This window comes from Verrucomicrobiota bacterium, from assembly GCA_037139415.1.
Lineage (GTDB): Bacteria > Verrucomicrobiota > Verrucomicrobiia > Limisphaerales > Fontisphaeraceae > JBAXGN01.
The window spans coordinates 16,931-32,618 of the sequence record JBAXGN010000084.1 but is presented as its reverse complement, the minus strand read 5'-3'; the positions used below and the strand labels follow the sequence as shown (position 1 = coordinate 32,618).

The window sequence follows — 15,688 nt, the reverse complement described above, 5'->3', positions numbered from 1 at the left end:
AAAACTATCGCACCCCGGACGGCAACGCAAGAAATAACTTAACGAAGTAGAACTAGGCTATGCCCGCATTGAAGCCGTCGAAGCGGTTCAGACTCGTGAAGGCGCTGAAGACGGTGGCTCATTACTGCTTACCGAAGATGGCAAGTCACGTTTGCGCGTATGGTGCGTGGACCTCGACGCTGATCTTGATGCCCCGGCCCGGCGCGGTCTGGCTTACCGTTTCAGCCATACCCGTGTCGCCCAGCGCGTTCTTTTGGCTGCCGGTGAGCGTCTGGGCATCCTCACGAACGGACTTGAACTGCGTCTCATTATTTCCGATCCGGCGCGGGTGGATTCTCTGGTTGCCATTTCCATAGATCCGTACTGGAAACGCAGCCGCGACTTGCCGGATTCCATGCGACTGCTCCTTGCCTTGGCATGTCCCGCTGGCGTCAAAGCTCTGCCCGAACTGATCGACAAGGCCCGGCTGCAGCAGGCCAAAGTCACCAAGGACCTTCGCGAACAGGCCCGCCACGCGATCCGCGAGTTTATCCAGGAATTACTGGACCATCCGGATAATCAACCGGTGCTCGCTGAATATGCGGATAAGGCCGCGCTAGCCAAAGACCTCTGGCACGAAGGACTCATCACCGTCTATCGCCTTCTGTTCATCCTGAAGCTGGAATCCACCGATGATCCCGCGCGCAGCTTCAGTTTCGCCTCGACGAGCCTCTGGCGAAATACCTTTTCCCCCAGCGTCGCGCTCGCACCCATTGTCCGCCGCGTTCTCGATCATGGCGCCCAAACCGGGCGCCTCTTGCAGGATGGCCTTCGCGCCTTGTTCCGCATGCTGTCGGATGGCCTCCAATGCACCGAACTGAACGTACGGCCCATGGCCGGAGCATTGTTTGCCCCCGCGACCACGCCGATTTTTGGCCGGTTGGCATGGACGGAAACCGCCGTTGCCAGGCTGCTCGATAATCTCCTCTGGACGCGCACTGGGCGCGGTACGACTGCCCGCGAACGGGTCCACTATGGACCACTTGACGTGGAAGACCTTGGCCGCGTGTACGAAGCCCTGCTGGAACTTGACCCTGGTATCAGTGCCGAGCCCATGTGCCGCCTGCGCCGCGCCAAGCTGGAAGTCGTCGTTCCCGCCGCCCAAGGCGAACGGTACAAGCCGGTGGCGGCAGCCATCGTTGCCGCGCCGGAAAATTTGGAATTGGCCGGCGAAGAACCTGAACCAGATGAGGACGACGAGGCAGGTGCCGCTGGCACCAAGAAGACCAAGGTCGAGTGGATCGAGGAAATTCCGCCCGACCGCTTTTATCTTCGCGTCGGCCTCGGGCGCAAAGCCACCGGCTCATTCTACACGCCGCACTCGTTCGTTCGCTTTCTCGTGCGCGAAACCCTTGGTCCGTTGGTGCAGCGCGTCAGCCCAGTGGACGATCCGCAGCCTTGTGCCATCCTCCGGCTCAAGGTCATTGATAAAGCCATGGGCAGCGGCCATTTTCTGGTCGAAAGCTGCCGTTTCTTGGGTGAAGCCCTGTATGATGCCGCGCGCCGTTGCGACGAACTCGCCGCCGCTGCCGAAAAACTCGCCGAGTCCTACCGCTTATCTGCCAATACCAAGCCGGAGCACCAGGCCCTTGCCGCCGAACAAACTGCCCGTGCGGAAACACTCCGCCAGCGTGTCATTGATCTGCCGGACCCTGACGACGAACTGCTCCGCTATCTGCCTAGCCGTTCCGTGGAGGGCACCGCTGGCGGCGTCTCGCACAACAAGGCCATCGCCCTTTGCCGTCGCATGATCGCCGTTCACTGCCTGTACGGGGTGGATAAAAACCCGCTCGCCGTCGAACTCGCCAAGCTCGCACTCTGGATTGAATGTCACGCTGAGGGTCTGCCGCTCACGTTTTTGGATCACCGGCTAGTCGTGGGTGATGCCCTTACCGGCCCGTTCTTCGAGCACCTGCTCAAATACCCCGGCTCCCAGCAGCCGCTCGACGACCTGTTCTCGCATGGGCTGACCGCCAAGCTTACCGCCGCGCTGGGCGACGCCCTCCAGCACGTCCGCGCCCTGGAAGCCACCGTGGGCGTGACCGTGGCCGATATCGAAGCCAAGCAAGCTGCCAAGGTCCGGCTGGATAAGGCCTTGGCCCCGTTCAAACTTCTCGCCGCCGCTTGGAGCGGTGGCGTGATGCTTGGCCCGGAAGGCAGCGACGACACTGCCTATGCCTCATGCGCAAGGCACATTGCCGAAACCGGTTTTATTCCATCTTCCAGCTCCCAGCTACTATCTCCTACCCTGCTGCGCATGATTGCCAAAGGCCTTGGCCTGCCCGCCGTCTCGAACAATGTTTCTGACTTCCGAACGCTGACCACCGACCTCAATAAGAACGCCATCCCAGCGTTGGCATTCGACTTGGCATTTCCGGAAGTCTTCTATCCCGACGGCAATCCGTCTATCCGCGTCGGGTTTGATGCCGATTTGGGTAATCCTCCGTGGGATCGAATTGAAGTCCCAGAAGAAGAATTTTGGGCAAACTATGATTTGGAGGTTTTGAGCGTTGACGACAAAAAAGCGCGCCAGCCAATCATCGAAGCCATCGCGAAACGGATTCCTGAATCTGCAAGGTTGTGGGCCGAGTTCATCGAACAAACCGAGGCACAATTCCGCCTGCACGACGCGCTCTATCGCTGGCAGACGGTAAAGCTGAACGGGAAGAACACCACTGGCCGTCCAGACCTTTACCGCTTATTTGCGGAACGCGCTGCTCAGGTTCTGCGTCCCGGTGGCCAGGTTGGCTGCGTTTATCCAAGCGCAATCCACGCCAACGAAGGCGCGACTGGCGTTCGCCAGCTTTACCTCGAACACATGCAACTTCGCTGCTGTTACTCATTCGAGAATAAGCGAGCACTTTTTGAGATTCATCGGAGTTTTAAATTCGCGGCTATGGTGGCGCAGAATGCTGGATTCACGAACACGTTTGATTGTGGGTTTTACCTTCATGATGACTCTTGGCTTTTCGCCACCGAGCGCCATCCTGCAGCTCTGCGTTACACCCTCGACTTTGTTCGTCGAACTGGCGGGCAGCTTTTAACATTCGCAGAATGTCGAAGCCAGATGGACGCTGACTTGCTTGCCGTTCTGTATTCGAGCGGCGTTATCTCACTCGGTGCGTTGTTGGAACGTGACGGTCTCGATTTTGCATACGGAGTGGAGTTGCATCGCAATCCAGATTTCAATTTACCTCGTCATCCAGTGCGCTTCGCATCTGAAATCAGTCGCGACTTAGGTAAGTCCGCCCCAGAACTTGTGCCGGTGGTTGAAGGAAAGGCTTTCAACCAATTCACCGACACCGGCGATTATCCGGTGGGCGTGTGTGCTCCCATTGCGGTCGTCCTCGGAAAATCCAAATGGAATCCAGCGATGGCGTTCTATCGCTTGGCATACCGCGAAGTTGCCTCCAGTACCAACGAGCGCACACTCATTTGCGCGGTGTTACCGCCGGGAATCATTACAAATCATAAGGCAGCAATCGAGACCCAGCTTCGCACGCGAACTAACGGTTACGCGCTCGCACTTGCGTCAGTGTTGAACTCATTCTTTGCTGATTGGCAGGTTCGTCAGAAAGCGGGATCAACAGTCAGTTCGTTCATTTTTCGAGCCACGAGGATTCCGACGACGCTAACAGCGAGATCTTTTCTAGCGCATTCCGCGCTTCGTCTGACGTGCAACAACGCGGGCTACGCGCCGTTGTGGCGGGAGCAGTTGGTCGAGGTGTGGCGGGAGGCGGGCGCGGCGTTCACCTGGCCGGTGCTGTCGGGCGAGGACGCCCGCTGGGCCGTCCGCGCCGCAATTGACGCAGTCGTGGCTCAAGCCTATGGCCTGACCCGCGACCAATACGCCCACGTCCTGAGCACTTTCAGCCACTCCAGCTACAAAGACGCCCCCCGCCAATGCCTCGCCGCCTTCGACGAACTGCAATCCATCGGTCTCGAAGCCTTCACCAAGAAACACGACCCCTACTGGGATATCCCGCTCAACGAAAATCTGCCGCAGCCAGTCATTGATTTGCCGATTCCTGCCGCCGTCTTCGGCGAAGCCCAGCGTTCCACTTCCGGCGAACTTTTCGATTTTGAAACCACGACCGCCCCTGCCGGCAGCGGCACGCTGTTTGCCGAACAGCCGGTGAGCAAGCCGACTCGACGGCGGGGTAAGACACGATAAACTGCGAACAAACGATTATGGACGAGAAAATGTATGCCGAGGCTGTGGAATACGAAAAATTTACACAGACTGTTTACCAGGCGATTCTCCAAAATGAAAACGCTGGCAACATCAAAGTTGAACATAACTTGGACATCAAAGGGCGCTCCGGAGTTACACATCAAGTTGATGTCAGTTGGCGCTTCCGCCGCGCCACGGTCGAACATCACGTCCTGATCGAGTGCAAAAACTACGCGAGTGATATCACGCTCGAAAAGGTCCGCAACTTTTTTGCGGTCATACACGACATCGGGAATTGTCAGGGTATCATGGTCACGAAGACGGGCTACCAAAAGGGGGTAATCGAGTTTGCCAAACACTACGGTATTGGGCTAAAACTCCTGCGAAAGCCAACCGAAGAGGATTGGAAGGGTAGAATCAAAAACATCCACGTGAAAATCAAGGAAGTCAGTTTGGTTTCCACGCCAGAGCAAGCGCCTCGCGTGGAAATTTTCTTCCCTGCCGATACCGTCCAACCTATTAAAGATGCGTTACAAAATGGCGAACTCACTTTCGCAAATGGCCCTGATATGGTTTTCCTTAGCGCGCAAGGCGAGCCAATAATAGATGAATTTCGCCGCTGGCTTCCCAAGTCACTTGCAGACGATGGCAAGGGCGCAGGTGGTCCATACATAAAGATAATCCCGCTACCTGACCACTACATCCAATGCAGAGACAAATCCGGGGCGTCCCATATTGTCAAAGTCGAAGGCGTCAAAATCACGTATCACCGTGAGGAGTTGGATATGACTGAAATCGTCATTGCTGGCGAAGAAATTGTTGAGGCAATTCTGAAGGATTTCAATTCTGGAAAAATCGAGCACATTCATAAAAAGAGGGCAAGCCATGACCGGAAATAACGACTTTGATCGGTTGCAAACCAAAGGCGACCCATTGGAAGTCTTGATTTGTCGAGAATTCGACGAATTGAGTCTGGTTTTGCTACCATACTCACGGGTCTGGTCACGACACATTTTCACCCGGCGAATCAAAGACGGCTCGGAAGTCATTCCCGAATGGATGCCATTTGCCGGATGCCACTACACGGCCCTCGTGCGTCTGCATCACGCGCTCATTGCAAAACGCGAGATCATCGCAATATGCAAAAAAGCGGAAGAATCAGGGAAGCATGACGCGACGGAGGAAGATTATTTCAGTCTGCTTTCGGTTCATGCCGCTTGCACTTCGTTTTGGGATAACTTGGGCGCTTCAATTGACAACTTTGTCCATGCCCAAGAGGAAGCGAAAACAGTCCTGGCGTTGAAAAAGGAAAAGCGGCAGGAAATTCCTGTCTGCCCAAAATGCGGCGCGAAGCCAGAACTAAAAGAGAAGTTCGCAGCCCGAACCCTCTCCCAAGCCAAGAACCCCAAACTCTATTACGCCTTCGAGCGGCGGCATCAGTTCATTCATTCAATCCTCGTGCCGCACCGCATTGATGGAGGGATGATTGTTTTCAATCTTCGTCATTATGACGACGCGGCAACCGATTGGTCAAAGGATGTTCAGGTTTGGCAGAATATTGATTCACAGGTAAACGAAGATTGGGGCAATGTTTTGAAAGAATTCGGTGACACTTGGGCAGGTTTTGATTCATGGATTAAGGCAGAGGATAAGGATTGTCCAATAGTGCGAACGCGTGAATCCGCGCCAGGCGCGACAACCGAATCGAGTGAAAGTTTTGGTTCGTTCCAAGTTAACACACAAAACAGCTCCTTTAGCATCCCGCCTAGCGGTAGCCAATAATAAGGATAAACCTAGCATTCAACTATCCAAGTAGTGGAAACACGGGTTCTATAACGCTGAAGATTTAAGAGTCCCATGTCACGCGAACTCAATTTTGAGGATGGTATTCTGGTAAGGGGAGTGGATCGAGTGGAGCGTTATGCCCCTGATCGGTGTCTTCGTTCTTGAAATACCAATTGATGATTTGCGGAACAACGATTTGGTCAATTGCTACACAGAAGTCGCACAAGCGGTCGGTTTTCTTTCACAAATTCATATGTCACGCCGATCATAAATTACCAAAGTATGGCCTTGGTTGGCCGGCATGGTGTTGTTCCGCTTTAGCGCTCCACTTTACCATCTAATTTGGCAATTCCAGCCGGTCCGTGCACATTCCTTCAAAGAATCGCTTTTCTGCTGGCTAGCAGTCTTTTATTCCAATATCTTATTGGCAAAACCGATGGCGACCGCAGAACAAATTAAAGCACTGGTTAAAAGCCACGCGGACACTGACGACGCGCGGTTTTACGCCATTGCTATGCAGGTAGCTGCTAACGAGGCAAAGAATGGTCATGCTGACTTTGCTGCCGAGCTGAGAGCGTTAATAGACAAAGCCCGCGAGAAACGAGCTCTGGTTACCAGCGGGGGAGCAGTGCTTCAATTTGCCGCGCCGCGCGGCGAACTGGCAGACTTGTTGACCGCTTATTATCCTGAGACCCGTTTGTCTGACATGATTCTTGCCCCCGAACTATCGGTTCGGTTACAACGCATTCTTGATGAGCAGCGGCATATTGGCAAACTGCGAGGCCACAACCTCAAACCCCGGCAGAAATTGCTTCTCACTGGCCCTCCGGGTTGTGGCAAGACCATGACAGCCTCTGCCCTTGCGGGGGAGCTTGGTATCCCATTGCTGGTGGTTAGACTCGATGGTTTAATCACCAAGTTCATGGGCGAGACGACTGTCAAACTGCGGATGATCTTCGACTCCGTTGAACGCACGCGGGCTGTATATCTTTTTGATGAGTTTGATTCCATTGGTTTGGAACGCGGTCAAGGGTCCGATGTTGGTGAGATTCGTCGGGTTTTGAATAGTTTTTTAACTTTTATTGAACTTCACACTGGAACCAGCTTGATAATTGCGGCGACCAACCACGGACACAGTTTGGATGCAGCACTTTTCCGGCGGTTCGACGATCTGCTGGATTTCCAATTGCCTGACCGTACTGCAATTCGGCAGACGCTGCAACGACGGCTGGCTCTGGCTCCTGGCAAAGTGGCAGTTGACTTGGGCAAAGCCACTACTGCGGCGTTTGGCATGAGTTTTGCCGAGATAGTTAAGGCTTGCGACGAAACCATCAAGGAAATGTTGTTGCGAGACCGTGCGGATGTAAACACTGCTGAGTTGTTGGCAGCTATCCGTGAGCGGCACACCTTTTTAAAACGAGGCCAACCATGATCGGAGGAACGCATGCCCCAGAAAAGTCACGACGGTTATCGACACTTTCTGTTTGATCACCAAGGGGTAGTCCACTCCTTTACGCCACCACCCAGTCGGGGAAGTAGTATCAAGTTTCCACCCAGAGAACGTCAGCAACATGCTGCCCGATTAAATAATCAACTTGCGTGCATTCAGGAGGCTGCTGATCGTATTCACAAGGAACGTGTTGCAACTGGCCTGTCCACTGAATGGGGGCTGCTTCTTGAGTTTACCAGCGATGGAGGTTTTCCCCTCAATGTTGATTCACTGGATAAATCCGGGCTCACCCTTTTAAACGTCCGTAAACGGTTGGTTGTCATTAAAGGCAAACAGGAAGAAATGACTCTTGCTACCGTCCGCGTACCATTTGGTAAATTGGACGTTTTAGTTAAAAAAATTGAGGCTTATCGAAGCCAACAAACCCTGAATGGGCATTATAAGAACGAGAAACTTGTTGCGACCATTGCCGAGATACGCATAGCGGCCTTGGAGGCTTTCTGGACGGAAGAGGAAAAGCCCATGCCCGACTGCAAAGAGCCCACTGCTTGGGAAGTTTGGCTCCATGTGGGGGATGGGGAAGACGGTCGCCAAAGCGTACTGCAATTGTTCCGTCAGCAAGCTGCCGCACTGAAAATTGACATAGAAAGACCGCAGATTAATCTTCCTGAAAATACGGTATTGCTCATTCGTGCCACAAGACAGCAACTCGAACAGTCCTTAGATTTGTTGAACTGTTTAACCGAGTTGCGTGCGCCTCAGGTCACCGCTTCCTTTTTTACGGCCATGAGCCCTATCGAACAGAATGCGTGGACCGCCGACCTGCTTGAACGCGTCATTCCTCCTGGTCCTGATCAACCATCGGTTTGTTTACTCGATACTGGTGTCAATCAGGGGCATCCCTTGTTGTCCGCATCCCTTCAAATGCAGGATATGCATGCCTATGATCCCAATTGGGGGGTGACGGATACTCAGCAACCTAATGGGCACGGTACTCAGATGGCGGGACTGGCATTATTTGGCGACCTTACCTTTCCGTTAGAGGGAAACATGCCAATTCAACTCACCCACTGTCTTGAATCGGTGAAAATAATACCTCCGGTTGGTGCTAACGATCCGAAGCTTTACGGAGCCATTACCAAGGAGTGCGTAGCACGGGCCGAAATTGGCGCACCTCAACGAAGTCGAGTTTTTTCCATGCAAATCACCAGTGTGGATACTCGGGCTAGGGGACGCCCCACTTCTTGGTCTGCCGAACTGGATCAAATCTGCGCGGGCGCTGGTGAATCTGCTGATAACCAACGACTGGTTTTTGTAAGTGCGGGTAATACCGATATCCAGTATTCTGCCGAATATCCCGCCAAGAACGAAACCGAGCAGATTCACGATCCAGCCCAAGCTTGGAATGCGGTGACTGTTGGGGCTTTCACCAACAAGGTGAATATAGACCAACAAGCCATGCCAGGGTGGCAGCCTTTGGCGCCCGATGGAGCACTGGCACCAGCCAGCACCACCTCTCTTGTCTGGAATGATCAATGGCCCATCAAACCAGATGTTGTGATGGAAGGTGGCAATAAAGCAACCAATCCGGCGGATGGTTCAGCTGATTACCACGATTCTCTCCAACTGCTTTCTACAAACGCTAATTTTCGATCCCGCCTCTTGGGGGTAACTGGTGACACTAGTGCCGCGACGGTGCTGGCGGCTCGCACCGCCGCCATTATTCAAGCTGAATATCCTCATTATTGGCCGGAAACCCTTCGCGCTCTGCTGATCCATTCTGCGCGTTGGACTCCAGCCATGTTGGACAATGTGAACGTGTGCGATATTCCAAAATCCAAATGGCCTTCAATACTTAGGAAATTCGGTTATGGTTCCCCCAACCTTCAAGCGGCTCTGCGCAGTGCCAGCAGTTCAGTTACTTTGATCTGCCAGGATGAAATTCAGCCCTTCATCATTGAAGATGGGCAAATCAAAACGAATGAACTGAAACTCCACACATTGAAGTGGCCTCGTGAAATTCTCCTGCAATACGGCCTCACGCAGGCTGAAATGCGGGTTACCCTGTCCTACTTTGTTGAGGCCAACCCTGGTCCTCGTCAAACGAACGACCGTTATCGTTACGCTTCGTGTGGTCTACGCTTTGATGTTAAACGCCCCGAAGAGGATGACGCTAGATTTCGTGCCCGCATCAATCGTGAAGCGCGTGATGAGGAAAATACAGGACGAGCAGGAGCTGCGGACTCTCAAGACTGGGATTTGGGTATCAAATTACGGCATCGCGGGTCGGTTCACAGCGATACTTGGCGCGGCACTGCAGCCCAATTGGCGGAGAAGAATCAAATTGCTGTGTACCCAGTCAATGGTTGGTGGCGTCTTCGTCCACATCTCCAACGCCATAATAGTCGTTTGCGCTATGCTTTAGTGGTAACCATCCGCACTCCGGAACAGGATGTTGATATTTACACGGCTATTTCCACGCAGGTTCATGTGCCGGTTACGATTGCCATTCACCAGTCCGTATGAGCCTAAATCCTAGTATCGCTCTGGATCATGTCATCGAAGAGTATCGCGACCACCTCCAATCGGAATTCCGCGCCCGTGACCGGGCCTTGCGGCAGGCACTGGAAACCGAACTTGATCGACCACTGTTCCTTGCTCAGGAGCCCTTTTATCAGGCGCATCGCCCATTCCGCGCCGGCGAGTCATGGAATCACTTGCCCCTTGATCCTGCGATTGCCCGAGCCATGGCGGCACGTTCGCGCAGCGAAGTTGCGTTTCTGCAGCAGTCAGAAGCCATTCATCACCTGCTCGGACCGACTGCGTCGCCGCTTGTGGTTACCACCGGCACCGGTTCCGGTAAAACCGAGTGTTTCCTACTACCGGTCATTCAGAACGCCATTGCCGAGTTAGTTGATCATCATCTGAACTATCGCAGCCGTTGGCTGCGGTTCGACTCGCTTTGTTTTGGAGAAAGCGAACGGATCAGGCATAGAGCTTTGAATGAAGCAATTGCCATTGTGACCACCGCATGACTACTATCTGCCGTCTACTATGAACTCGGACCTTAATGGAATTCCCGGTTTCGACGCCAACACAGGCTGGTGTAGCGGTCCACAGTTGGAGGATGCCACTAACATAACCGTTAACCGTTCACAACAAACAGCCCTCTTCGATTTCCAAACCACCACCGCCCCCGCCGGAAGGGGAAATTTGCACGCGGAGCAGCCGGTGACAAAGACTAAGCGAGGATGGAAGAAAGGCTGATCAGCAAATATGAGCGCGAACTCTGAAACCTTTCCACCACCGAACAACCCGGACGATTTCGAGTCGCTATGCCTCGATTTGTGGAAAGACATATGGAACGATCCAGGTGCGCAAAAGAACGGGCGTAGCGGCCAGCCACAGGCCGGAGTGGATGTCTTTGGCCAGAAAGATGGCAGGTGGATCGGAGTCCAGTGCAAGCAAAAGGATGGGCTATTACGCAGCAAGCTGACAGTGAAAGATCTGGAAACGGAGGTGGCATACGCACGGGAGTTCAAGCCGCCGCTTTCTGCGTTTATCCTAGCAACGACCGGTCCTGCCGACGTGAAAGTGCAGCAGCGCGCCCGAGAGCTAACGGATGAAAATCGTGCCATCGGGTTATTTACCATCGAAGTTTGGTCTTGGGAGAAGATCTGGCACGAAATCTATGGGCGTGAAGAACTGCTGCGTCGTATCGGGCCTGTTTACTGGCCCAGGTCCTGGAAGCTTATTGAAGAACGGCTGGGGCCGAACCAGCCAACCAAACTGATTTCTAAACAAGTCCGGTTAGACGTATCACGTTTTGGTCTAACAACAAGCGGCCACATACGGGCACTTGCTTACTTCTGGAACTGTTATAAACGTCGGGATGAAGAGCCAAACAGCCCTCGTGAAAGAGCACGGGTCCAGTTTAGATTGTACCTGCATATACTTCCCTATCTTGAGCTTTGCCTCACAGTTACTCTGCTAGCGGCCACGTTTCTTCTACAGGTTCCGATGGAATCGTCTTGGATAACTTACTCAGCAACAGCAGTTTTGTTTATATTAGCTGCGGGATTATTGATTGGTATTCTTCAATCGTTGTCAGCAGGCCTTTCGCTTGGAATATTCGTTGCTTACTTAGGAGCATTGGCAGCGGCGATTCAGGGTGGGCTCTGGGCAGGTCCAATTTTTGGAGCCCTGATAGGTTACTTCTGTGGGCGATTTTGCCCACCTTCGTTTGGCTGGTGGGCCGGCGCTATTGGTGGTGTCGTCACTGGCGCGAGCGATATCGGAGATGGCTGGCAAGAGGCCGTTTTCGGTGCAGTGTTAACGTCGTTTGGTTGGTTTTTTGGCTATTTTAGACTTTTCTGGCAGTTAGTTCATTTGACGATACTTTGGTATGATAATCCATTGACATTTCGCCGCTGGCATCCTGTTTTTTTGGACCCTTCCTGCAATTTTTCTTTTTTAAGGTTAGACTATTTGCTGATTCAGTATGCTGCGGTTAATCGCTCCGAGGCACTGACCAAAATAAAGGAGTTCATTCAACAAAATCCGACCCTAAGGTCTGCCGCGTTTCGAGCACAAGAGGCGATCCTTCAAAAGGACACACTGGATTGGAACTCTCGCGGAGACGTAGTCGAGGCACGTCCATCAAGCTTGCACCCCTTAAATAATAACTCTATAAAAACACCTATGAAAAAGACCATCGTTGAACTAGACCTAAAAGGATACAGCGATCTTGCGCGTGAACTCGAGGAAAACCTTTCCGTCGACGTGGTCGCGTCGCTCAACGAACAAATCCAAGGCTTCGTCAAAGCCGGTTTGAAGGCGGTAAGCATCTCATGGGATCAAGCCGTTTTGGGCACGGCTGGCGACAATGCCTTCGTGATTTTTGATCAAGCCGAACAGGCGCATCACTTCGCCAAGGCGGTTCATGAATCGGCGCAGGCAAACAACGCAGGGAAAACTGTTTCATCCGCCAAGCGCTGGTTTCGCATTGGAGCTGCTACGGGTGAAATATCCATCAGCGTAATGGACGGGCAGCGAAAGGTGGCCGGAATTACGATCGCCAACGCCGTCCGTTTGGAAGCAGCTGCAGGATCAGGCGAATTCCTTGTGGATCTTGCCACCTTCCGAGCCCTTCCTTCCAGCATTCAGCAATTATATGGAAAGGAGGAGACTGTCGAAGGAAAACGGAAGGAGAAATTCCAAGCCAGACGCTGTGTGATGATTCCGGTTGAGCTGACGGAGACATGCGAACCCACGATTGAATCTATCCTTGACCTCTTTGATCAACTCAATCCTCGAGATCAACTCCAACGATTGATGTTGCTGATTAGGATGCCGGAAAATTTTCGTCCGGCTGAGGCGTTGGAACTTCACAAACGCCAGAACAAAATTCTGGACTGGGCGGCTGGCCAAAACAATGGACTGAAGCGCTTGGAAACTGCTCTCCGTACCCTTATCGACAAACAAAGCCGCCCCACGTAGGCCCATCGGTCAATGAACCCGGCGCACCGCCGGTGGGCCACCTCAAAGTAGCGCCAACACGCCTCCGTCACGGAGCTGAGAAGCTTTTGGGGCGAAAAGCTGACTTAAAGCGTTTAGACAACGCTTGGGCTGATCCCAAGACGCACATCTTGGTCATTGTCGCTTGGGGTGGTGTCGGAAAAACTTCTCTCATCGTAGAATGGATGGCGCGTCAGGCCAAAGCCAAGTGGCGTGGCTTCGAACGCGTTTTCGACTGGTCATTCTATAATCAAGGAACAACCGAAAAGAGTGCCGACTCCTCTAAGCAGTTCATCGCCGCTGCCCTCGAGTTTTTTGGTGGTGTGGATGGCAAAGAAATGGCGAATAGCAACGCCTCCCCATGGGATAAGGGGGCCAGACTTGCCCAGTATGTCCGTCAGACACGCAGCCTCCTCGTTCTTGACGGTTTGGAGCCGTTGCAGAAATCTAACCCAGTGGCGGGCCAGCTTCTCGACGACGCGCTCACATGCCTCCTTCGGGGACTGGCACAGGATAACGATGGCCTCTGTATCGTAACTACTCGGATTGGCATACCCGACTTGGATCCATGGAAAGATAAAACAATTTTCTATCATGGTAAACGCGAAGACATAACCGGCGAGTATCCCCAGCTTTCAAGACTTTCCATAGAGGCAGGGACTGAGCTGCTGAAAAGCCTTGGTGTAAAGGGGGTAAAAGCTGAGTTCGAGCAACTAGTAAATGATGTGAAAGGTCATGCCCTCACATTAAATCTACTAGGACGGTACCTTTCAAAAGCTCATCAGGGTGATATTCGCCGCCGCGATCAAGTTGATTTTGAAAAAGCCGACGCTGAAGTGCAGGGAGGCCATGCCTTCAAAGCTATGGCGGCTTACGAGAAATGGCTGGCGAATAGCAATAATGGAGGAGTGCGGTCAATAACGATGCTTTGGTTGATGGGTCTTTTTGACCGACCAGCAGAGCCATGCTGTTTGACAGCACTGTGCAAACCAACCATTTCAGGGCTGACAGAATCGCTGTCCGCACTTGAGGAAGCTGATTTCAGCCTCTTGATTTCTGATTTAGAGGAAACGGGGTTAGTCAAGCTCTTGCCTTTTGAACAAAAGCGCGTAAAGGGCTTAACAAAGGACCAGGCCGAGAAATGGCTGAAATCCAGAGGTGAAGTGCCATCCGTCCATTCTCAGAGGGATGAACCCGAGGAGTTTCCAGTGCTACACGAGTTTGGCTTGCCCATTAAGCATACACTGGATGTACATCCGCTTCTGCGTGATTATTTCGGCAAACGATTAAAAGAGATCAGCAGGAGTCACTTACTTTCTAAAACACTCAACGTGCCAAGCCTGTGGTGTGAGTGCAACTACCGCCTCTACAAGCACCTCAAGGACTCCGTGCCGTATTGGCCCGATGGAACCGCTGGACACGATCCACTTTTCCGTGCGGTCATTCACGGTTGTCAGGCAGAGGCGCATCGAGAGGCTTTCAATGAAGTTTACTGGGCGAGAATTGTTCGTTCACGACGGTCGCTGCATGATAGACCGACGGGAGCATCGAGCGAACACTTGCGGTGTCTTCGACTGTTCTTCGAGCAATGGCCTTCTGTCCCCAAACGGGAATTCTCCGATGAAGAAAAAGCTTTGTTGATGGACGATGCTGCTCATTATTTGTTTGTGTTGGGACATTTGACCGATGGAGCGGCTGCAATGAAGCAAGCGGTTACTCAACGAACAAAAAGAGGTGAGTGGGTCGATGCTGCTATAAATGCAAGGCTGCTTCGGGAGATGTACTTGCTTATGGGAATGCCGGAAGCGGAATTTTGGGCAAAAGAGAGCGTCAGACTAGCCGAATTGAGCAAGGACTTGCATCAACGCTTGAGTGAACACAGTGGATTAGGCCAAGTATTGCACTATCAGGGGCGTACTGAAGAGGCAAACACTGTGTTCAAGACAGTGCAAAATATTGTTGCAACTGAGGGAGGTCAACTTGACTACCGCTTGGGTATCGTCGGTTTCTGGTACGCTGAGTTCTTAGTTGATCATAACGTCCTCTCAAAGGCAGATAGTCTCGCAGGCGACATGCTGAATAACGCCAGACGGTTTGGCTGGGGGATGGATGCTGGCCATGCCCATCTTATCAATGGTCGGGTGATTCTGGCAGAGGCACGAGAGGAGTCGGCATCGTGGAAAAGTAATGCCGGAGAACATTTCAATAAAGCAGTTGAGTTGATGCGCTCTTCTGGCCAACAGCATCACCTTGCAAATGCACTCATTGAACGGTCTCGGTATTATCACCGTTGCGGGAACCATCACCTGTCTTCGCAAGACTTAGACGAAGCATGGCTAATTGCCGTACGCAGTTCTCTGCGGCTCTATATGGCCGATATCCATCTCACTCGCGCCAGCCTTTTCCATGTCGTGGAACCGTACCCTTGGAGTGAGGAATTGGTTTTGAAAGGTCGGGGTAAAACTCACCGCAGTCCAAAGGACGATCTCGCTGCTGCCGAACAAATCATCAACGAGTGCAACTACCGCCGACGCGCCCAAGAACTTGAAGAGACGAAAAAGATGATCCATAATAACTCATGAGCCTCCCCCTCATCATCAACCTCGATCACATCATTGATGAGTTCCGGGGTCACCTGGAATTCAAGCTCCGCTCTTTCCGTCGATTCAATGCCCTCAGCGGTTCGACTCGCTTTGTTTTGGTGAAAGCGAGCGGATCAAACA

8 protein-coding genes are annotated in these 15,688 nt (G+C 52.7%); all 8 read left to right on the top strand.

Features of this window, described 5'->3' with window-relative positions:
• Positions 1-151: 151 nt before the first annotated feature.
• The 8 genes from WCO56_15635 to WCO56_15600 all read left to right on the top strand — a co-directional run bounded on the left by WCO56_15635 (position 152) and on the right by WCO56_15600 (position 15,547).
• Positions 152-4,213: a hypothetical protein gene (locus tag WCO56_15635; GenBank protein ID MEI7731007.1), complete on the top strand. Its 4,062-nt coding sequence runs from the start codon at positions 152-154 to the stop codon at positions 4,211-4,213.
• 17 nt (positions 4,214-4,230) lie between these two features.
• Positions 4,231-5,112, top strand: coding sequence for a restriction endonuclease (locus WCO56_15630; protein ID MEI7731006.1), 882 nt, complete (start codon positions 4,231-4,233; stop codon positions 5,110-5,112).
• The gene (locus WCO56_15625) at positions 5,099-5,995 is read left to right on the top strand and encodes a hypothetical protein (GenBank protein MEI7731005.1); all 897 of its coding nucleotides are present in this window, start codon (positions 5,099-5,101) and stop codon (positions 5,993-5,995) included. Before WCO56_15630 ends, WCO56_15625 begins: the two co-directional genes overlap by 14 nt.
• 304 nt (positions 5,996-6,299) lie before the next feature.
• A complete protein-coding gene (locus WCO56_15620; protein ID MEI7731004.1) occupies positions 6,300-7,430 on the top strand; it encodes an ATP-binding protein in 1,131 nt (376 codons plus the stop codon).
• Between the two features lie 12 nt (positions 7,431-7,442).
• Positions 7,443-9,974 (top strand): S8 family peptidase, encoded by a 2,532-nt coding sequence (locus WCO56_15615; GenBank protein ID MEI7731003.1) that lies wholly within the window; start codon positions 7,443-7,445, stop codon positions 9,972-9,974.
• Positions 9,971-10,483: a DEAD/DEAH box helicase gene (locus tag WCO56_15610; protein MEI7731002.1), complete on the top strand. Its 513-nt coding sequence runs from the start codon at positions 9,971-9,973 to the stop codon at positions 10,481-10,483. The genes WCO56_15615 and WCO56_15610 overlap by 4 nt, the downstream gene beginning before the upstream one ends.
• 241 nt (positions 10,484-10,724) lie before the next feature.
• Positions 10,725-12,947, top strand: a complete 2,223-nt coding sequence (locus WCO56_15605) for a hypothetical protein (protein ID MEI7731001.1) — start codon at positions 10,725-10,727, stop codon at positions 12,945-12,947.
• A gap of 86 nt (positions 12,948-13,033) precedes the next feature.
• Positions 13,034-15,547: a hypothetical protein gene (locus tag WCO56_15600; protein MEI7731000.1), complete on the top strand. Its 2,514-nt coding sequence runs from the start codon at positions 13,034-13,036 to the stop codon at positions 15,545-15,547.
• The last annotated feature ends 141 nt before the right edge of the window (positions 15,548-15,688 follow it).

Coding starts and splice junctions, on each gene's coding strand:
- WCO56_15630 (MEI7731006.1), top strand. CDS start 4,231: ATGGACGAGAAAATGTATGCCGAGGCTGTGGAATACGAAAAATTTACA.
- WCO56_15625 (MEI7731005.1), top strand. CDS start 5,099: ATGACCGGAAATAACGACTTTGATCGGTTGCAAACCAAAGGCGACCCA.
- WCO56_15620 (MEI7731004.1), top strand. CDS start 6,300: ATGGTGTTGTTCCGCTTTAGCGCTCCACTTTACCATCTAATTTGGCAA.
- WCO56_15615 (MEI7731003.1), top strand. CDS start 7,443: ATGCCCCAGAAAAGTCACGACGGTTATCGACACTTTCTGTTTGATCAC.
- WCO56_15610 (MEI7731002.1), top strand. CDS start 9,971: ATGAGCCTAAATCCTAGTATCGCTCTGGATCATGTCATCGAAGAGTAT.
- WCO56_15605 (MEI7731001.1), top strand. CDS start 10,725: ATGAGCGCGAACTCTGAAACCTTTCCACCACCGAACAACCCGGACGAT.